The 19,903-nt window shown below is 74.2% G+C and carries 14 protein-coding genes; 7 read left to right on the forward strand and 7 right to left on the reverse strand.

All coding sequences use genetic code 11. The features are described from left to right. Position 1: 1 nt before the first annotated feature. Together KK617_RS07525 and KK617_RS07530 are read right to left on the reverse strand one after the other, a co-directional pair. A complete protein-coding gene (locus tag KK617_RS07525; protein WP_277499216.1) occupies positions 2 to 1,165 on the reverse strand; it encodes a PQQ-dependent sugar dehydrogenase in 1,164 nt (387 codons plus the stop codon). Positions 1,166 to 1,188: 23 nt separating this feature from the next. Continuing rightward, a complete protein-coding gene (locus KK617_RS07530; RefSeq protein ID WP_277499217.1) occupies positions 1,189 to 2,163 on the reverse strand; it encodes an alpha/beta hydrolase in 975 nt (324 codons plus the stop codon). A 116-nt stretch (positions 2,164 to 2,279) separates the two neighbouring features. Between KK617_RS07530 and KK617_RS07535 the strand changes: the two genes are divergently transcribed. Then, entirely contained in the window at positions 2,280 to 3,974 is a 1,695-nt protein-coding gene (locus KK617_RS07535) for an alkaline phosphatase D family protein (RefSeq protein WP_277499218.1), read from the forward strand. Between the two features lie 43 nt (positions 3,975 to 4,017). Here KK617_RS07535 and KK617_RS07540 read toward each other — a convergent pair whose 3' ends face one another. Genes KK617_RS07540 through KK617_RS07550 form a run of 3 tightly spaced genes read right to left on the reverse strand, consistent with a single transcriptional unit; the run spans position 4,018 to position 8,167 of the window. Continuing rightward, the gene (locus tag KK617_RS07540; RefSeq protein ID WP_277499219.1) at positions 4,018 to 4,830 is read right to left on the reverse strand and encodes an EamA family transporter; all 813 of its coding nucleotides are present in this window, start codon (positions 4,828 to 4,830) and stop codon (positions 4,018 to 4,020) included. A gap of 53 nt (positions 4,831 to 4,883) precedes the next feature. Beyond that, on the reverse strand, positions 4,884 to 7,382 hold the full coding sequence (locus tag KK617_RS07545) for a glycosyl hydrolase family 65 protein (RefSeq protein ID WP_277499220.1): 2,499 nt from the start codon (positions 7,380 to 7,382) through the stop codon (positions 4,884 to 4,886). Between the two features lie 8 nt (positions 7,383 to 7,390). Continuing rightward, complete coding sequence (locus tag KK617_RS07550; protein ID WP_277499221.1) at positions 7,391 to 8,167, reverse strand: beta-phosphoglucomutase family hydrolase; 777 nt, start codon at positions 8,165 to 8,167, stop codon at positions 7,391 to 7,393. 124 nt (positions 8,168 to 8,291) lie between these two features. Between KK617_RS07550 and ilvD the strand changes: the two genes are divergently transcribed. After that, the gene (gene ilvD, locus KK617_RS07555; protein WP_277499222.1) at positions 8,292 to 10,049 is read left to right on the forward strand and encodes a dihydroxy-acid dehydratase; all 1,758 of its coding nucleotides are present in this window, start codon (positions 8,292 to 8,294) and stop codon (positions 10,047 to 10,049) included. After that, positions 9,988 to 11,319, forward strand: a complete 1,332-nt coding sequence (locus KK617_RS07560; protein ID WP_277499223.1) for an aminotransferase class V-fold PLP-dependent enzyme — start codon at positions 9,988 to 9,990, stop codon at positions 11,317 to 11,319. Before ilvD ends, KK617_RS07560 begins: the two co-directional genes overlap by 62 nt. Here the strand turns inward: KK617_RS07560 and KK617_RS07565 are convergent. Continuing rightward, a complete protein-coding gene (locus KK617_RS07565) occupies positions 11,316 to 11,984 on the reverse strand; it encodes an MFS transporter (protein ID WP_277499224.1) in 669 nt (222 codons plus the stop codon). The two genes, KK617_RS07560 and KK617_RS07565, sit on opposite strands and share 4 nt — an antisense overlap. 98 nt (positions 11,985 to 12,082) lie before the next feature. Here KK617_RS07565 and KK617_RS07570 point away from each other — a divergent pair, with 98 nt between their 5' ends. Further along, a complete protein-coding gene (locus KK617_RS07570; protein WP_277499225.1) occupies positions 12,083 to 12,877 on the forward strand; it encodes a GNAT family protein in 795 nt (264 codons plus the stop codon). A gap of 181 nt (positions 12,878 to 13,058) precedes the next feature. On the opposite strand, the gene KK617_RS07575 is transcribed toward KK617_RS07570, so the two are convergent. Beyond that, entirely contained in the window at positions 13,059 to 16,298 is a 3,240-nt protein-coding gene (locus KK617_RS07575; protein WP_277499226.1) for a S8 family serine peptidase, read from the reverse strand. 193 nt (positions 16,299 to 16,491) lie between these two features. Between KK617_RS07575 and KK617_RS07580 the strand changes: the two genes are divergently transcribed. From KK617_RS07580 to ilvN, 3 genes are all read left to right on the forward strand, one after another. Further along, positions 16,492 to 17,157, forward strand: coding sequence for a VOC family protein (locus tag KK617_RS07580; RefSeq protein WP_277499227.1), 666 nt, complete (start codon positions 16,492 to 16,494; stop codon positions 17,155 to 17,157). 348 nt (positions 17,158 to 17,505) lie between these two features. Beyond that, the gene (locus tag KK617_RS07585; RefSeq protein WP_277499228.1) at positions 17,506 to 19,275 is read left to right on the forward strand and encodes an acetolactate synthase large subunit; all 1,770 of its coding nucleotides are present in this window, start codon (positions 17,506 to 17,508) and stop codon (positions 19,273 to 19,275) included. Beyond that, positions 19,272 to 19,856: an acetolactate synthase small subunit gene (gene ilvN, locus KK617_RS07590; RefSeq protein ID WP_277499229.1), complete on the forward strand. Its 585-nt coding sequence runs from the start codon at positions 19,272 to 19,274 to the stop codon at positions 19,854 to 19,856. Before KK617_RS07585 ends, ilvN begins: the two co-directional genes overlap by 4 nt. Positions 19,857 to 19,903: the final 47 nt, after the last annotated feature.

Below are 19,903 nucleotides of genomic sequence, written 5' to 3' on the forward strand. Positions count from 1 at the left end.
CTCAGCGCAGCGCGAGCCGCACGATGCGGTCGTCGCCCGGGCGGGGTTCCACCCGGCCGTCGGTGTTGTTCGTCAGGAGCCACAGGCTGCCGTCGGGTGCGGGGCGCACCTGGCGCAGCCGGCCGTACGTGCCGGTCAGGTACGCCGTGGGGTCGCTCGCGCGCCCGTCGGCCACGCTGACCCGCCAGAGCCGCTCGCCCCGCAGGGCGGCCATCCACAGGGTGCCGTCGGTGTAGGCCAGCCCGGAGGGGGACGCCTCGTCGGTGGGCCACGTGAGCTGCGGGTCGACGAAGCCCCGGTCGGTGCCGCCGGTGCCCTCGACCTCGGGCCAGCCGTAGTTGCCGCCGGGCTCGACGAGGTTGAGCTCGTCAGCGGTGTCGGCGCCGAACTCGGTGGCCCACAGACGGCCGTCGTCGTCGAAGGCGAGGCCCTGCACGTTGCGGTGGCCCATCGACAGCACCGGCGACGTGGGGTCGGGGTTGTCGGGCGCGGGGGCGCCGTCGGGCGTGACGCGGAGGATCTTGCCGGCCAGCGAGTCGGCGTCCTGGGCGAGGCCCTCCTCGCCGGCGTCGCCGGTCGAGACGTAGAGCATGCCGTCGGGGCCGAACGTGAGGCGGCCGCCGTCGTGGCGGTTCGCGCTGGGGATGCCGGTGAGCACGTCGGTCTGGGCGCCGAGGGTGCCGTCGGCGTCGAGCACGCGGCGTACGACGCGGTTGTCCTCGTCGGTCGTCAGGTAGAAGAAGAGCGTCCGGTCCTGGGCGAAGTCGGGGGAGACGGCGACACCGAGCAGGCCCGACTCGTCCTCGTTCTCGGCCTCGGGGAAGTCACCGGCGTCCGTGGTGGTGCCGTCGGCGGCCACGAGCAGCACGTCGCCGGTGTCGCGCTCGGGCACGACCGCGCGGCCGTCGGGGAGGAACGCCACGTCCCACGGCGTCTCGAGACCGGTGGTCACGTCGCCCGTGGGCTCGGGCACCGGGGCGGGCGCCGCGGTGGTCGGGGTGCCGGTGGGGCTCGCCGGCGTCGTGGCCGCCGACCCGCCGTCCGACGGGGTGATGACGGGGGAGTCCGCCTCCTGCGCCGACTCCTCCCCGGAGCACGCGGTCAGCGTGACGAGGGCGGTGGCGACGGCGACCGCGACCGCGGTCGCACGGCTCGAGGGGCGCATGCTCCCCAGCGTGGGTCGGGCCCTCAGAGGCCGGCCCGCTCCGCCCCCGGCCGCTCCCCGAGCCGGCCGAGGAAGTCGACCAGGAGGTCGTGCAGCTCGCCCGGGTGCTCCATGCCCACGAAGTGCGACCCCGGCAGCTCGACGTAGCGGGCGTCCGGCATCCGCTCGGCGGCCGAGCGCATGGCGCGGGGGCCGGCCAGGATGTCGTGGGAGCCGGCGACGAAGACCGCCGGCACGTCGATGCGCGACAGCGAGACGCGCTGGTGGCGGGCCGTGTGCAGCGCCATGTGGAAGTACCAGTCGAGCGGCGTCGTCAGGAACTCCCGCACCGCGACGGCGGCCGCCTCCTCGTCCTCGACCTCGCCCATGAAGCCCACGGCGCCCAGCAGCCTGATGGTGGTGGGGCCGATGGGCAGGGCACGCGCGACCGGGGTCAGCAGCGGGCCGGCGCGCCGGCCCACGCGGGTGATCCCGACCGTCAGCCGGCCGCGCACGGGCGCGGGCAGGCGCGTCAGCTCGAGCATGGTCGAGAACGTCGCTCCGGGGACGCCCGCGACCGCGAAGAGCCCCTCGACCCGGTCGGGGTGGCGCGTGGCGAGCTCGAACTGGGTGTTCACGCCCATCGACCAGCCGATGGTCGGCGCGGAGGCCACCCCGGCGTCGTCCATCACGGCGAGGGCGTCCTCGACGAACGCGTCGATGCCGATGCTGCACCCGTCGACGGGCCGCTCGGAGCCCCCGACGCCCCGGTGCGCCCACGAGACGACGCGCACGCGGCAGGCGGGGTCGAGCAGCGCCGGCCAGGCGTGCGCGTTCGTGCCGAGACCGTTGCACAGCAGGACGGTCGGGCCGGGCAGCGCCCGGTCGGGGTCGTTGGTCCACGCGCGCAGGCGGGTGCCGTCGGCGCTCGTCACGTCGTGGAACGCGAGCCGGACGGGGCTGTCCGGGCTGTCGGGGCCGGCGGGGGGAGGGCCGTCGACCGGGAGGGAGGGAGGCACCGCCGCATCATGCCCGACCGCGCCCGGCCGTGGTGGTCCGGCTGTGGTGCGAGTCTCACCCGACGTTCACCCGGACGTGCCCCGGGCGACGTCCGGGCGGCGTGGGCTCGGGTGCCATGCACTCGTCTCGGAGAACACTTCTGGGTGCCGGCGCCGTCGTCGCGCCCACCCTCCTCGTCCCGTCCGTCGCCCCCGCGGTGCTCCCGCCCGCGGCGGCGGCCGACTCCCGTCGTACGGCGGCCGCCCCCACCCTGGGTGCGGACCCCTTCACCCTCGGCGTCGCCTCGGGCGACCCGGCCGCCGACGGCTTCGTCCTGTGGACGCGCCTCGCGCCCGAGCCGCTGGCCGCCGACGGCGCGGGCGGCATGCCGTCGCGCCGCTACCAGGTGGCCTGGGAGGTCGCGGCCGACCCCGGCTTCCGCCGCGTCGTGCGCCGCGGCCAGGTCAGCGCCGGGCCGGAGTCGGCCCACGCCGTGCACGTCGAGGTCCGTGGCCTGGCCGCGGGCCGGGAGTACTGGTACCGCTTCCGCACCGGCGCCCGCGGCGCCGCCCACGTCTCCGGCGTCGGTCGCGCCGTCACCGCCCCCGCACCGTGGGCGCTGCCCCGGCAGCTGCGGATGGCGTTCGCCTCGTGCTCGAACTTCCCGGTCGGCTGGTTCACCGCCTACCGCCACCTCGCCGAGGAGCAGCCCGACCTGGTGCTCCACCTGGGCGACTACCAGTACGAGGGCGCGGCGAACCCCGCCCACCTGCGCCCGCACGCGGGCCCGGAGACCACGACCCTGGCCGGCTACCGCCAGCGCCTCGCGCAGTACCGCACCGACCCCGACCTGCAGGCCGCCCACGCCGCCGCCCCGTGGCTCGTCGTGTGGGACGACCACGAGGTGGACAACAACTACGCGGCACTGGTCTCGGAGAAGCCCGCCGAGCAGGCCGTGTTCGCCGAGCGGCGCGCGGCGGCGTACCGCGCCTACTACGAGAACATGCCGCTGCGGCGCACCTCGGTGCCCCGCGGTCCCGGCATGCAGCTGTTCCGCCGCGTCTCGTGGGGCCGGCTGGCGACGTTCCACATGCTCGACACGCGCCAGTACCGCTCCGACCAGGCGCAGGGCGACGGCTGGAAGGCGCCCGGCGGCGGGTACGACGACCCCACCCGCTCGCTGCCCGGCCTCGCCCAGGAGCGGTGGCTGCTCGACGGCCTGCGGGCCTCGGGCGCGCGCTGGGACGTGCTCGGCCAGCAGGTGTTCTTCGGCGGGCGGCGTAACGCGACCGGCGCGGCCACGACCGTCTCGATGGACTCGTGGGACGGCTACCCGGCCTCGCGGCAGCGCATCAGCCAAGGCTTCCTCGACGCCCGGGTGCGCAACCCCGTGGTGCTCACCGGCGACGTGCACGCCCACTGGGCGAGCGACCTCTACCTCGACTACGACGAGCCGACGACGCCGATCGGCTCGGAGTTCGTGACGACGTCGATCACCTCGGGCGGGGACGGGTACGACGACCCCACCGGCACCCACCCGTGGATGCCGGACAACCCCAACATCCGCTTCTGGACGAACCTGCGCGGCTACGTCTCGACCACGATCGAGCCCGACGCGATGCGGGTCGACCACCGCTGCGTCCCCGTGGTCACGACGCCCGACGCGCAGGCCTTCACCCGTCGCTCGTACGTCGTGGAGGACCGGGTGCGCGGCATGCAGCAGGTCGCGGACGCCCCGCTCGCCGCCGCGGCCGGTGCCCGCGCGCGTCGGGCGCTCCCGAGCGACGAGCAGGTCGTGCGCGACACGGTCCGGGAGGAGACCGGCTACTGAGCCGGCGCCGGGCCGGCGCCGGGCCAGCGCTGAGCCGGTCCTCTCAGTCGGGGGCCGGCTCGGCGTGCGGCGGGGCGCCGCGTGATGTGGCCGTGGCGCCCGCGACGGCGGCGACCACGCAGGCCAGGGCCGCGACTTGCAGCGCGGTCAGCAGCTCGCCGAGCACCACCAGCGCTGCTACCGCCGCGGCGGCGGGCTCGAGGCTCATGAGGATGCCGAAGACCGACGGCGGCAGCGTGCGCAGCGCGACGAGCTCGCACGAGTAGGGCACCACGGAGCTCAGCAGCCCCACCGCGAGCCCGACGAGCAGGATGCGGGTGTCGAGCATCTGCCCGCCGTGCGCGGTCAGCACCCAGGGCGTGAGCGGCACCGTCGCGACCAGGCTCGCCACCGCCAGCCCCTGCAGGCCGGGCCACTGCGCGCCGGTGCGCGCGCTCAGCAGGATGTACGCCGCCCACGCGACCCCGGCGACGAGCGCGAAGGCGACGCCCACCGGGTCGAGGTCGGCGGGTTCGGCGCCGAGCAGCACGACGCCGGCCGCCGCCAGGCCCACCCACACGAGGTCGCGCGGGCGCCGGCTGCCCACGAGCGCCAGGGCCAGCGGGCCCACGAACTCGATGGTCACCGCGATGCCCAGCGGGATGCGCGCGAAGGACTGGTAGATCGCCCAGTTCATCGTGCCGAGGCTCAGCCCGAACCCCAGCACGACCAGCCAGTCGCTGCGCGAGCGGCCGCGCACCTGCGGCCGCGCCCACGCGAGCAGCACCAGCGTGCTGGTCACCAGGCGCAACCACACGATGGTGGTGGGGCTGACCTCGCCGAACAGTCCCTTGGCGACCGCCGCCCCCAGCTGCACCGACGCGATGCCGACCAGGACGAGACCGACGGCGCGGCCCAGGGGTGGGGTGCTCAGGACTCCTCGTCCGGTCCGACCACGGGGGTCGGCACGCCGGCGGTGATGACGGTGCCGTCGGCGCGGTGGCCGCCGACGAGGGGCCGGTCGCCCAGCACCCCGTCCTTGCGCGGGCCCTGGTGCGCCAGGGTCACGGTGGCCGCGGTGCCGGGGCGGGCCACGTGCTCCTCGCCGCGCACCCGGAACGGCACCTCGCCGTCGCCGTCGACGACCGCGACGGTCATCTCGTCCTGGGTGACGGTGACCTGCACCCGGGTGCCGTGCCACTGCAGCGGGAACGACAGCGACGGCCAGTCGGCGGGCAGGCGCGGGTCGAACGACAGGCGCTCGCCGTGGTCGCGCATGCCGGCGAAGCCGCTGACGAGCGCCGACCAGACGCCACCCATCGACGCGACGTGGAGGCCGTCGACGGTGTTGCCGTGCAGGTTGACGAGGTCGACGTAGAGCGCGGAGCGGAAGTAGCGCAGCGCCACCTCGTGGTAGCCGACCTCGGCCGCCATCACCGACTGCACGACCGCCGACAGCGTCGAGTCGCCCGTCGTGATGGGGTCGTAGTACTCGAAGTCGGCCTTCTTCTCCTCGGGCGTGAAGCGGTCGCCCTGGAGGAAGAGCGCGAGCACGACGTCGGCCTGCTTGAGCACCTGGAACCGGTAGATGACCAGCGGGTGGTAGTGCAGCAGCAGCGGCCGCAGCTCCATCGGGGTGCGGGAGAGGTCCCACACCTCGCGGTCGAGGAAGTGCTCGTCCTGCGGGTGGATCCCGAGGGTCTCGTCGAACGGGATCGTCATCCCGGCCGCGCACCGGGCCCACTCCTCGACCTCGCCGTCGCGCAGCTCCGTGCGGTGCACGACCTGCGTGTACGCCGCGGGGTCGCTCGCGGCGAGGTCCCGCACCGCCTGCACGGCGCGCTCGAGGTTGTAGCGCGCCATGACGTTGGTGAACAGGTTGTTGTTGACGACCGTCGTGTACTCGTCCGGGCCCGTCACGCCGTGGATGTGGAACGAGTCGGTGCCGTTCGTGCGCCAGAACCCGATGTCGGCCCACATGCGGGCGGTCTCGACGAGGATGTCGATGCCGTCGCGCACGAGGAACCCCGTGTCGCCGGTCGCGTCGACGTACTTCGCGAGCGCGTAGGAGATGTCGGCGTCGATGTGCACCTGCGCGGTGCCTGCGGCGTAGTACGCCGACGCCTCCTCGCCGTTGATGGTGCGCCACGGGAACAGGGCCCCGGCCTGGGCCATCTCCTTCGCGCGCTCGCGGGCCGCGGGCAGCATGCGGCAGCGGAAGTGCAGCGCGTTGCGGGCCGTGTCGGGGGAGGTGTAGGTGAGGAACGGCAGGACGTAGACCTCGGTGTCCCAGAAGTAGTGCCCCTCGTAGCCCGAGCCGCTCACTCCCTTGGCCGGCACGCCCTGGTGGTCGGCGCGCGCGCTGGCCTGCGCGAGCTGGAACAGGTTGAAGCGGATGGCCTGCTGCAGCTCCGGGTGGCCCTCGACGACGACGTCCGCGCCGGCCCAGAAGCGGTCGAACCAGGCCTGCTGCTCCTCGCGGTAGTGGTCGACGCCGAGGCGCCGCGCCCGGTCGAGCGTGCGGTCGCAGCGGTCGGAGAGCTCCCGGACGGGGACGCCCTTCGAGGAGTGGTAGGCGACCAGCTTGTCGACGCGGATGGTGCTGCCCTGCGTCGCGTCGGCGCGCACGACGTACTTCGCCATGTCCTCCTCGGCGTGCCGGATCACCTCGTGGGTGTCGTCGCAGGTGAGGAGGTGGTCGGCGGCGACGGCGACCGTCATCTTCGAGCGGGCGCACTGGTAGCCCAGGAGCATCCGCTGCTCGTTGGCGTAGTGGGCGCGGGGGAGCAGCACGCGGTGCTCGAACCCCGACGACTTGCGGGGGTCGAGGCCCTCGCCGAGGGAGGCGCCCGGCACGTGGTACTCGTCCTTGCCGTCCTGGCGGTTGAGCATCTGCGAGGAGATGACAATGGGCGCGTCGCCGTCGAGCATCGTGACCTCGAGGCTCAGCAGCGACAGGTGCCGCTCGGTCATCGAGACCATGCGGCGCGAGACCACCCGCACCCGCTTGCCCGAGGGGGTGCGCCACACGAGCGTCCGCGTCAGCTCGCCGGACCGGAAGTCCAGCGAGCGCTCGTAGTGCTCGAGGTCGGCGGTGCCCAGGTTGAGCGGCTCGTCGTCGACGTAGAGCTTGAGCACCTTCACGTCGGGCACGTTGACGATCGTCTGGCCGGTGCGGGCGAAGCCGAACGCGCTCTCGGCGTGCTTGATCGGCCACGTCTCGTGGAAGCCGTTGATGAAGGTGCCGTGGGCGTGGGCGTCCCGGCCCTCCGCGGGGTTGCCCCGCATGCCCAGGTAGCCGTTGGCGACGGTGAACAGCGTCTCGGTCAGGCCGAGGTCGCCGGGGAAGTGGTCGGTCTCGACGAGGCGCCACGGGTCGACCGGGAAGCGCCCGCGGTCCATCGGGTCCTCGGGGACGTCCTTGCGCATCGCGGCCATCAGGCGTCGGCCCCCGGCAGGCCGGCCCCCGGCCCGTCGGTGACGGGCACGAGCTCGGCCAGGTCGGTGACGACGACGGTCGCGCCGGCCTCGGTGAGCACGGCGGCGCCGGCCCCGCGGTCGACGCCGACGACGGCGGCGAAGGCGCCGGCCGCGCCCGCGCGCACGCCGGAGACGGCGTCCTCGAGCACGACGGAGGTCGCGGCGTCGGCACCCAGCGCGGCGGCCGCGTGGAGGAACGTGTCGGGGGCCGGCTTGCCCGGCAGGCCCAGCTCCTTGGCCACCGTGCCGGACACGACGGTCTCGAAGCGGTCGAGCAGGCCCGCGGTGCGCAGCACGGCCGGGGCGTTCGCGGAGGACGAGACGACTGCGAGACGGATGTCGAGGGTCGCCAGGTGGTCGAGCAGCGCGACGGAGCCCGGGTAGGGGCGCACGCCCTCCCGCTCCAGCACCTCGTTGAACGACTCGTTCTTGCGGTCGCCCAGGCCGTGGATCGTCTCGGCCTCCGGGCTGTCGGACTCGCTGCCCTCGGGGAGGTCGATGCCGCGGGAGGCGAGGAAGTCGCGCACCCCGTCGTACCGGGGCTTGCCGTCGACGTGGTCGAAGTAGTCGCGCTCGGTGTAGGGCGAGGTGTCGCCGGGACCGTCCCAGGCGGCGAGGAAGTCGTTGAACATGACCTCCCACGCGCGCATGTGGACCTCCGCCGTCGGCGTGATGACGCCGTCGAGGTCGAAGAGGGCGGCGCGGTGCTCGGACCAGTCGATCGCAGTTGTCACCGGGACAGGCTAGGGCCCCGCCGCGCGGCCCGTGAGGAGGACGTCGTTAACGGGGGGTTACCGGTGGCCGCCCGCATCCCGGCGCCCCGGTGGGTGGGGGCCGGCGCCGGTCTACCCTGGGCCCATGACCGGTGGCGCCCCCGACTCCCAGCTCGACTCCCAGCCCGACTCCCAGCTCGACTCCCAGCCCGACTCCCAGCCCGCGACGCAGCCCGACATCAAGCCGCGCTCGCGCGACGTCACGGACGGCCTCGAGCGCGCCGCCGCGCGCGGCATGCTGCGCGCCGTCGGCATGGGGGACGACGACTGGGAGAAGCCGCAGATCGGCGTCGCCTCGTCGTGGAACGAGATCACCCCGTGCAACCTCTCGCTCGACCGGCTGGCGAAGGCCGTGAAGAACGGCGTGCACGCCGCGGGCGGCTTCCCGATGGAGTTCGGCACCATCTCGGTCTCCGACGGCATCTCGATGGGCCACGAGGGCATGCACTTCTCGCTGGTCTCCCGCGAGGTCATCGCTGACTCGGTGGAGACCGTGATGATGGCCGAGCGCCTCGACGGCTCGGTGCTGCTGGCGGGCTGCGACAAGTCGCTGCCCGGCATGCTCATGGCCGCGGCCCGCCTCGACCTCTCGAGCGTGTTCCTGTACGCCGGCTCGATCATGCCCGGCAAGGTCGACGGCCGCGACGTGACGATCATCGACGCGTTCGAGGCCGTCGGCGCCTGCCTGGCCGGGAAGATCTCCCGCGAGGAGGTAGACAAGGTCGAGCGCGCCATCTGTCCCGGCGAGGGCGCCTGCGGCGGCATGTACACGGCCAACACGATGGCCGCCGTCGCCGAGGCCCTCGGCATGTCCCTGCCCGGCTCCGCGGCCCCGCCGGCCGTCGACCGCCGCCGCGACGGCTACGCGCACAAGTCGGGCGAGGCCGTGGTCGGGCTGCTGCGCCGCGGCATCACGGCGCGCCAGATCATGACGAAGGAGGCGTTCGAGAACGCCATCACCGTCGTGATGGCGCTGGGCGGATCCACCAACGCCGTGCTCCACCTCCTCGCCATCGCCCGCGAGGCCGAGGTCGACCTGACGCTCGAGGACTTCAACCGCATCGGCGACAAGGTGCCGCACCTCGGCGACCTCAAGCCGTTCGGCAAGTACGTGATGTACGACGTCGACCAGAAGGGCGGCATCCCGATGGTGATGAAGGCCCTCCTCGACGCGGGCCTCATGCACGGCGACTGCCTCACCGTGACCGGCCGCACGATGGCGGAGAACCTCGCCGACATCGCCCCGCCGGCCGTCGACGACGACGTGATCCGCACGCTCGACCGCCCCATCCACGCGACCGGCGGCCTGACGATCCTCCACGGCACGCTGGCCCCCGAGGGCGCGGTCGTGAAGTCGGCCGGCTTCGACGAGTCGGTCTTCGAGGGCACGGCCCGCGTCTTCGACGGCGAGCGGGCGGCGATGGACGCCCTCGCCGCCGGCGAGCTGAAGCCCCGCGACGTGGTCGTCATCCGCTACGAGGGCCCCAAGGGCGGCCCGGGCATGCGCGAGATGCTCGCCATCACCGGCGCGATCAAGGGCGCGGGCCTCGGCAAGGACGTGCTGCTGCTCACCGACGGCCGCTTCTCCGGCGGCACGACGGGGCTGTGCGTCGGCCACGTGGCCCCCGAGGCGGTCGACGCCGGGCCCATCGCGTTCGTGCGCGACGGCGACCGGATCACGCTCGACGTGGCCAACCGCCGCCTCGACGTCGACATCGACGCGGACGAGCTGGAGCGCCGCAAGGAGGGCTGGGAGCCGCTGCCCCCGAAGTACACCCGCGGTGTCCTCGGCAAGTACGCCCGCACGGTGCAGTCGGCCGCGCACGGCGCGGTCACCTTCTGAGGCGGGTCCGCTGAGCCTCCCCCGACCCGACCTCGACCCGGCCCACCTCGACCCGGCGGCGCTCGACCGCGCGGACCCGCTGGCGGCGTACCGCGAGCGGTTCGTCGGGGCGGGCACGTCGCTGGTCTACCTCGACGGCAACTCGCTGGGCCGCCCGCTGCGCACGACGGTGGAGCGGATGGCGTCGTTCGTCGAGGCCGAGTGGGGCGGGCGGCTCATCCGGGGCTGGGACGAGGGTTGGTTCGACCTGCCGCTCACCCTCGGCGACGAGCTGGGCCGGGTGGTGCTGGGCGCGGCGCCGGGCCAGACGGTGGTCGGCGACGCCACGACGGTGCTGCTCTACAAGCTGTTGCGCGCCCTCGTGGACGCGGCGGTGGCGCGGGACCCCCGCCGTACCGAGGTCGTCGTCGACACCGACAACTTCCCCACCGACCGGTACGTCGTGGAGGGGGTCGCCGCGGAGCGGGGCCTGACGGTGCGCTGGCTCGAGGTGCCGGTCGACGGCGGGATGGAGGTCGCGGCCCTCGAGCCGCTGCTCGGCCCACGCACGGGCGTCGTCGTGCTCAGCCACGTCGCCTACCGGTCCGGCCACCTCGCCGACCTCGCGGGCGTCACCGCCGCCGCCCACGCGGCCGGCGCGTTCGTGCTCGCGGACCTGTGCCACTCCGCCGGGGCCGTCGAGGTCGGGCTCGACGCCGCGGACGTCGACGTGGCCGTCGGGTGCAGCTACAAGTACCTGGGCGGCGGGCCCGGCGCCCCCGCCTTCGCGTACGTCGCGGCCCGGCTCCACGACGAGCTGCGCCAGCCCATCACCGGCTGGATGGGCCACGCCGACCCGTTCGCGATGGGTCCCGGCCACCAGCCCGCCCCGGGCATGCGGCGCTTCCTCTCGGGCACCCCGCCGGTGCTCGCGATGCAGCCGTTGCGCGACACGGTGGCGCTGCTCGACGAGGCCGGCGTGCCGGCGGTGCGCGCCAAGGCGGCGGGGCTCACGTCGTACGTCGTCGACCTCGCCGACGTGCACCTCGCCCCGCTCGGCGTGCGGCTCGCCAGCCCCCGCGACCCCGCCGCCCGCGGCGGCCACGTGACGCTCACCCACCCCGCGATGCGCGAGGTGGTCGCGCGGCTGTGGCGCGAGGACGTGCTGCCCGACCACCGCGACCCCCACGGCCTGCGGGTCGGGCTCTCGCCGCTCTCGACGTCGTACGCCGAGGCGCACGCGGGTGTGCTCGCCGTCCGCACGGCCCTGCTGGACCTCGGGGCCGGCTAGCGGCGCTGCCCGTGGCCGTCGTGGCGCGGGGCGGCGAAGAGGAGCACGACGAGCACGCCGAGGCCCAGGGCGCCGGCGGGCAGCAGCACGGCCTGGGCCATCGCGTCGGAGAAGCGTCCGGCGACCTCGGCGGGCACCGTCCCGCCGCCGGCCTGCATCTCCTCGGCCGATCCGGTCGCGCCCGGCAGGTTGGCCGCGAGCCGCGCCTGGATGAGCGCGGCGACGGCGGCGCTGCCGAGGACGGCCCCGACCTGACGCGTCGTGTTGTAGACGCCCGAGCCCGCCCCGGCCGACGGCAGCGGGAGGTTGCGGGTGGCCGTCGCGCTGAGCGGCGCCCACAGGAACGCGCTGCCGACGCCGAAGAGCGCCAGGGGGAGCAGCACCTGCCACACCGGGCTGTCGGTCGTCATCACGCGGCTGAGCCCCAGCAGCGCGAGCGCCGAGGCAACGAAGCCGACGACCGTGATGCTGCGCGGGTGCGCCCGGTCGACGAGCCGCCCGACCACCGGGGCCAGGAAGCCGGTCGCGAGCGCCATCGGGACGAGCAGGAGCCCGGACCCGATGACCATCGCCCACAGGGCGGGCCAGGGGCTGACCCCGGGCGCGTCGGTGCTGGGGGCGTCGCTCCCGGCCGCGGCGGCGGGGGAGCTGGTCGGGTCGGGCATGCGTGGTCTCCGTCGGGTGGGTGGTGGGGCGGTGAGGGCCGCGCGGGACGGTACGCCGCGGGTCGCCGGCCGTCGAGGGGGTTGCGTACGGTCACGTCGTGACGACCCCGCCGAGCGCAGCGCCGGAGCTGCGACCGCACCTCGCACCGTCCCCCCGCCGCACCGACCCCGGCTCCCCGGCCGGCCTCCCCGTCGGCCCCCCGGTCCCGCCGCGGGGGGTCGCGGCGCCGGCCCACGAGCCGCTCACCGGGCGGTGGGCGCGCCTGGAGCCGCTGCGGCCGGCGCACGCGGCGGCGCTGCACGCGGCCACGGCGGCGCCGGAGGACGACGCGGCGTGGACCTACCTGCCCCTCGACCGTCCGGCCGACCCGGAGGCGTCGGCCCGTCGGGTGCGCGACGACGTCGCCGACCCCGACCTGCTGACGTGGGTGGTGGTGCCGCACGCGACCGGCCGGGTCGAGGGGAGGCTCTCGCTCCTGCGCACGAGCACCGCGAACCGCACCACCGAGGTCGGCTGGATCTCGTTCGGCCCCGCCCTGCGGCGCACCACCGCGGCGACCGAGGCCGTGGCGCTGCTGGCCGACCACGTGCTCGGCGCCGGCTACCGGCGCCTGGAGTGGAAGTGCGACAGCCTCAACGAGCCGTCGCGGCGGGCGGCGCTGCGCCTCGGGTTCACCTTCGAGGGCCGCTTCCGCCAGGCCGTGGTCGTCAAGGGGCGCAACCGCGACACCGACTGGTTCTCGCTGCTGGACCACGAGTGGCCCACGGCGCGCGCCGCCTGGCTGGCCTGGCTCGACCCGGCGAACTTCGACGCCGACGGCCGCCAGCGCCGCAGCCTCGCCGAGCTGCGAGCGGGGCTGCGAGCGGGGCTGCGGGCCGGCCGGGACGTCTAGGCGGGTCCGGGGGCCGCCGGGCCGCCGGGCCGACGCCTGGTTCGTGGTAGGAGCGCCACGCATTCCGCGGCGCTGCTACCACGAACGGCGTGGCACGCCCCGCACGCACGGCGACGGCCGCCGGCCCCCGGAGGGACCGACGGCCGTCGGTGTGGTGCTGGTCGTGCAGGTGGTACGGCGGTCAGCTCGCCGGGACCGGGACGATCTCCGAGCGCGCACCCGGGGCGCCGAAGAGGTGCAGGACGAGCGCCTCCTTGCCGCCGGCGCCCAGCAGGTCGATCGTCGCGCCGTCGGTGTCGGCGAACACGGGCCCGGCGGTCGCGACCGCCGGGGCGCCCGCGTCGAACGCCACCGGGCGGGTCGTGTCGGCGAGCCCGCCGGTCGCGGCGTCGAACACACCGGCCACGTAGGTGATCGGCGCGCTCGTGCCGTCGGTCGGCAGCCCGAGGGCGGCCTTGGAGACCGGCAGCAGCGCCACGTCGGTGTCGAAGACGTTGGTGTCGCGGTCGGCCTCGTAGAAGTTGACCGGGCGCTCGTCGAGCGTGTCGCCCGTGGCCAGGTCGACCGTCACGGAGTAGAGGACGTCGGTGTCGGTGAAGAACTGCAGGTAGGTCTCCACGTCGGCCGCGCCGTCACCGTCGATGTCGTAGTCGACGAACGGGATGTTGGCCCGTCCGACCGTCGCCCAGTCGCCCCAGGTGTCGATGCCGAACCAGAGGTAGTCGTCGGTCGCGCCGGCGCCCACGGACTGCAGGTCCATGCCGCGGTCGGAGCCCTGGTCGACGCACCCGACGACCTGGGTGCCCGTGCACAGCGGCATCTGGCCGCTGCGCGCGCCGAGCTCGAGCACCGACACCACCGAGCGGTGGCCGCTGACGCCGTTGCCGCCCTGCGCCACACCCGCGCCGTCGAGCACGAGCTGCCCGTCGGTCACGGTGGAGGTGGTGGTCGAGTTCGGCCGGGCGACGCCGTGGACCGGCACCCGCAGCGCGGGGTTGTTGCCGGACTTGATGGTGACGCGACCCGAGGCCGCGGTGACGAACTGGCGGGGCACGCCGAGCTGCTCGGCGGCCATGGTCGGGTCGATCACCCGGGCCAGGCGGCGCGGGTAGACGGTCATCGTCAGCGTCACCGAGCGCTGCGAGCGCGCCGGCACGGTGAGGCTGCTGGCCGAGAGCGAGTAGCCCACGCCCGGCTGGGACGTGGCCGCCTGGTAGCCGAGCTGGTAGGTGACGGCGCGGCTCGCGTCGTTGCGGACCGTGATCGTCTTCTGGCGCGTGACCTTCTCGGTGGTGATCGGCGCGTTGACGATGCCGAAGGTCGCCGAGACGGGGTTGTTGGTGCCGTTCGTCCACGCCAGCGTGGAGGTGCCCGCGGCGTAGCGCGCGTCGATGCGGCCGGCGCCGACCCGGGCGGGGCCGTAGCGGTCGCCCGAGCGGCTGGCGCCCTCGAACAGGTCGTTGGTCGCCGTGTTCATCACGGCGGCCTTCACCTCGAGCGGGGAGTACGACGGGTGCTGCGCCAGCACGAGCGCGGCGACACCGGCGGTGACCGGGGCGGCCATCGAGGTGCCGGACAACGTCGCGATGCCGTTGCCGCTGCCCACCGCCGCCGAGCTGATGGTGTCGCCGGGGGCGGCGACGTCGGGCTTGACGCCGCTGTAGGTGCCGTGGCCGCCGCGCGAGGTGAACCCGGAGACGGTGTCGACGATGCCCTCGTCGTACGTCGCGAGGCTCTGCGCCAGCGTGCCGTCGAACTGCACCGCGAGCGTGCCGGCCTCGGCGGCCGGGCGGAGCCGGTCGGTGTCGTTGCCGGTCAGCTGGATGACGGGGATCTGGGCGTCACCGAGGATGCCCGCGCCGAAGACGTCGAGCTCGCTGGTGAAGATGGCGCCGATCGCGCCCGCCTCGCGGGCGTTGGCCGAGCGGGCGCCGGAGCCGCAGCGGCGGGTGGCGTCGCTGTCGTCCCACTCCAGCCACGCGACCTTGCCGGCCACGCGGGCGGCGTCGGTCGCGCTGAACGGCTCGCAGCCGTCGGCGTTGGCGCCGGGCACGGTCGCGACCGTGCCGGCGACGGGCGGGCGGGTGGCGAAGGGGTACGCGGTGGAGAACTGGCCGGCCGCCGTGCCCGCGACGTCGCTCGGCGCCGTCACGCGGATGGCGTCGCGGCGCTGCATGGCGTCCACCGTGCTGGCGACGGCCAGCGAGCTGGTCGCGCTGCCCGGGGAGCCGCCGGCGTCGGTGATGTCGCCCTCGTTGCCGTTGGAGGCGACGGTGAGCACGCCGTGCCGGGTGAGGGCGTCGATGACCTCGTTCTGCGGGTCGTCGGAGGGCACGTAGGCCGAGCCCAGCGACATGTTGACCACGTCGAGGCGGTCGGAGAAGTCGCCGTCGCCGTTCGGGTCGAGCGAGTAGTCGAGGGCCGCGATGACCTGGTCGGTGCTGCCCTCGCAGCCGAAGACGCGCAGGGCGTGGATCTCGGCCTGCGGCGCCATGCCGGGGCCGATCTTCAGGCCGCGCAGGGTGTTGGGGCCGACGGAGGCGTAGTTGCCCGCGAAGGTCGAGCCGTCGGGCATCACGCCGTACCCGGCCGCGCTGCCGGCCACGTGGGAGCCGTGGCCCTCGCAGTCGAGCGGGTTGGGGTCGGGGGAGGGCACCGGGTTGTAGGACGCGGCGGTGTCGTCGGCGTTGTAGTCGTCGCCGACGAAGTCGTAGCCGCCCACGACCTTGGCGCGACCGGCGGCCGGCAGGGCCTGGAGCCAGCCGTCCTCCGTCGAGCTGGCCTGGGCCGCCTCGAACGCCTCGACCGTGCCGGGGCCGCCGAAGGTGGCGTGGGTGTAGTCGACGCCGGTGTCGATGACGCCGATGCTGACGCCGTCGCCGGTGTTGCCGTTGTAGGACCACACCTGGTTGGCGCGCACGAGGCTCGCGGCGCTGGAGTTGTCGAGGGTGCGCTCGGTGATGCGCGAGACCTTGACGACGCCCGGCTGGGTGGCCAGCGCGCGGATCGCGGTCGTGTTGGCGCTGATCGCGACACCGGGGACGGCGTTGGCGACGGTGTAGAGCTCGGCCGCGCCGGAGTCCTTCGCGCGGGCCGCGGCGACGATGCGGTCGGCGGTGCCCTGCACCTGGGCGCGGCGGTCGGTCGCCCGGCGCTTGGCGGTCGACGCGGAGCCCTGGGCGGCGGCGTCGGCGGCACCGGCGCCGCTGAGCTGGACGAAGACGCTCTGACGGGCCTCGGTGTCGAGGTCGACACCGGGGGCGATGGGGGCCCGGGCGACGGACGGCGGGGTCGTCTGGGGGATCGGCAGGGGCTCGGCGCCCGGGTCGCCCGGGGCGGCGGAGCTGGGCGCGACGGAGAGCATCGTCGCGCCGAGGGTGAGTGCGGCGACGCCGGCCCACCGTCGAGGAGTAGTGAACACCCGAGATCTCGCTTTCGATTGTCGCCGGGCGGCCGCGTTCCCGAATTCGCGCGGCCGGAAGAACTCCGGCGTCCGCGCACTGTATGCCGAAGCACCGACGGCGCCCAGCGCCCCGACCAGGATTTCTCCGAACCGTGATCGGACGGTGCCCGGGGGCCTCCCGATCGTCGGCGGCGGGTGCTCAGATGGGCGCATGACTCCGACGACGCTCACGGGCGAGCAGGTCCTCGCCGCCGACCTCGCCGACTGGCGGTTCCTGCTGGGTCGCCTCCACGCCCGCTTCACCTTCGACGACTACGGGGTGGGTCTCGCCCTGGTCGCGGCCGTCGGCGCCCACGCCGCCGAGGTCGACCACCACCCCGACCTCGACCTGCGGTACGGCGCGCTGCGGGTCGTCACGAGCAGCCACGACGCCGACGGCGTCACCGAGCGCGACGTCGCGCTGGCCCGCCGCGTCAGCGAGCTGGCCGCCGAGCTCGGGGCGCGCCCGGAGCCGACGACGGTGCAGCAGCTGGAGATCGCCCTCGACACCCCCGACCTCTCCCGCGTCAAGCCGTTCTGGCGGGCGGTGCTGGGGCTCGCCGACCGTCCGGGGTCGCCCGACGAGGTGCGCGACGAGGTCGACGTGCTGCCGGCCCTGTGGTTCCAGGAGTGCGCCCCGCCCGCGCCGGGGGAGGCCGAGGGGCGGATGCGGTTCCACCTCGACATCACGGTGCCGCACGACGTCGCCGAGCAGCGGGTGGCGGCCGCGCTCGCCGCCGGGGGCACCCTCGTCAGCGACGCCGCGGCCCGGGCCTTCTGGGTGCTCGCCGACGCGGAGGGCAACAAGGCGTGCGTGTGCACGTGGCAGGACCGCTGAGCCCCCGCCGACGGGCTCGGTGCTCCGGCGGCGTGTCGACATGTGGGACCGACGTACCAACATGTGGAACGCGTGGCAGAGTGGGTTGACGTCGTCGGTCCCCGGCGGCGACCGTAGGGCGCATGCGCACTGTCCTTCTCGTACGCACGCGACGCGTGAGCTGAGGCCCCGAGCCCCACGTTCCCGCGTCATCCCCTCGTTGCCGTCAGGCCGAGGGGTTTTTTGTTGGCCTGGCACCGGTGCCGGAGACTTGGACGGTCGCCGGTCCGGGCCGGCGAGCAGGACCCGCACGACAGCACACCAGTGCTCCCGCGACGACGCGGGGGCTGACGAGGAAGTTCGAGGCTGATGACTGAGCACCCCGAGGCGACCGGCCCGTCCGTGACCGGGGCCCAGAGCCTGGTGAAGTCGCTGGAGAACGCCGGGGTCGACACGATCTTCGGCATCCCGGGCGGCGCGATCCTGCCGGCCTACGACCCGCTGATGGACTCCACCCGCATCCGCCACATCCTCGTGCGCCACGAGCAGGCGGGCGGCCACGCCGCGCAGGGGTACGCCGCGGCGACCGGCCGGGTGGGCGTCTGCATGGCGACCTCCGGGCCGGGCGCGACGAACCTCGTCACGCCGCTGGCCGACGCGCACATGGACTCGGTGCCCATGGTGGCCGTCACCGGCCAGGTCGGCGCCGCGATGATCGGCACGGACGCCTTCCAGGAGGCGGACATCCGCGGCATCACGATGCCGGTGACGAAGCACAACTTCCTCGTCACCGACCCCGCGGAGATCCCGGTCAAGATCGCGGAGGCCTTCCACATCGCCTCGACCGGTCGACCCGGCCCCGTGCTGGTCGACATCGCGAAGTCGGCGCTGCAGGCCACCACGACCTTCGACTGGCCGAGCGGCATCAACCTGCCGGGCTACCGCCCCGTCACGCGGCCGCACACGAAGCAGATCCGCGAGGCCGTCAAGCTGATCCTCGAGGCGCGCCGCCCGGTGCTCTACGTCGGTGGCGGCGTCATCCGCTCCGGCGCGTCGCGCGAGCTGCTGCGCCTGGCCGAGTTCACCGGCATGCCGGTCGTCACGACCCTCATGGCACTGGGCGCGTTCCCCGACAGCCACCCGCAGCACCTGGGCATGCCCGGCATGCACGGCACGGTCGCGGCCGTCGCCGGCCTGCAGAAGAGCGACCTCATCATCAGCCTGGGCGCCCGCTTCGACGACCGCGTGACCGGCAACCTCGACTCGTTCGCCCCGAACGCCCTGGTCGTGCACGCCGACATCGACCCGGCCGAGATCGGCAAGAACCGCCACGCCGACGTGCCGATCGTGGGCGACGCGCGCGAGGTCATCAGCGAGCTGACGTCGCTGCTCGTCGCCCAGGCCGACGCCGGCCACACGGGTGACTACGAGGGCTGGGTCGACTTCCTCGCGGGCGTCAAGAAGCGCTACCCGCTGGGGTACGACGCGCCCGCCGACGGCTCGCTCGCCCCGCAGCACGTGATCGAGCGGCTCAGCGCCATCGCGGGCCCGGAGGCGATCTACTGCTCCGGCGTCGGGCAGCACCAGATGTGGGCCGCCCACTTCGTGAAGTACGAGAACCCCCGCACGTGGATCAACTCCGGCGGCCTCGGCACGATGGGCTTCTCCGTGCCCTCCGCGATGGGCGCGAAGGTGGGTCGTCCCGACACCACGGTGTGGTCCATCGACGGCGACGGCTGCTTCCAGATGACCAACCAGGAGCTGGCGACCTGCGCCATCGAGGGCATCCCGATCAAGGTGGCCCTCATCAACAACGAGTCGCTCGGCATGGTGCGGCAGTGGCAGACGCTGTTCTACAACGAGCGCTACTCCAACACCGACCTGCACTCCAAGCGCATCCCCGACTTCGTGAAGCTGGCGGAGGCGTACGGCTGCGTCGGCCTGTCCTGCGAGACCCCGGGCGACGTCGACTCGGTCATCGAGAAGGCCATGTCGATCGACGACGTGCCCGTCGTGGTCGACTTCCGGGTGCACCGCGACGCGATGGTGTGGCCGATGGTCGCCGCCGGCACGAGCAACGACGAGATCAAGTACGCGCGCGACCTCGCGCCCACCTTCGACGAGGACGAACTGGTATGAGCACGAGCACCAAGCACACCCTGTCCGTCCTGGTCGAGGACAAGCCCGGCGTGCTGGCCCGCATCGCGGGCCTGTTCAGCCGCCGCGGCTTCAACATCGACAGCCTCGCGGTGGGCCCCACCGAGCACCCCGACGTGTCCCGCATGACGATCGTCGTGGACGTGGAGTCCTCGCCGATGGAGCAGGTCGTCAAGCAGCTCAACAAGCTGGTCGAGGTCATCAAGATCGTCGAGCTCGACCCGACCGCCTCGGTCGCCCGCGAGCTCGTCATGGTCAAGGTGCGCGCCGACTCCGAGACGCGTGGTCAGGTGCTCGACACCGTCCAGCTCTTCCGCGCCAAGGTCATCGACGTCGCCCCCGACGCCGTGACCATCCAGATCACCGGCAACGCCGGCAAGATCGCGGACTTCCTGCGCGTGCTCGAGCCCTTCGGCATCCGCGAGCTCGTGCAGTCGGGCATGGTCGCGATCGGTCGCGGGTCGCGCTCCATCACGGAGCGCACGGTGCGACCGGTGCCGGTCCCCGTGCCCACCGCGCCGCCCGCCCCGGCTGCGCCCGCGACGCCCGCCGCCGTGGGCTGAGCACCGCCCCACCTGCCGCACCACCCGCCGTACCCCGAGAAGACAAC

Origin of the sequence: Nocardioides sp. ChNu-99, assembly GCF_029493445.1 — a bacterium.
GTDB lineage: Bacteria > Actinomycetota > Actinomycetes > Propionibacteriales > Nocardioidaceae > Nocardioides.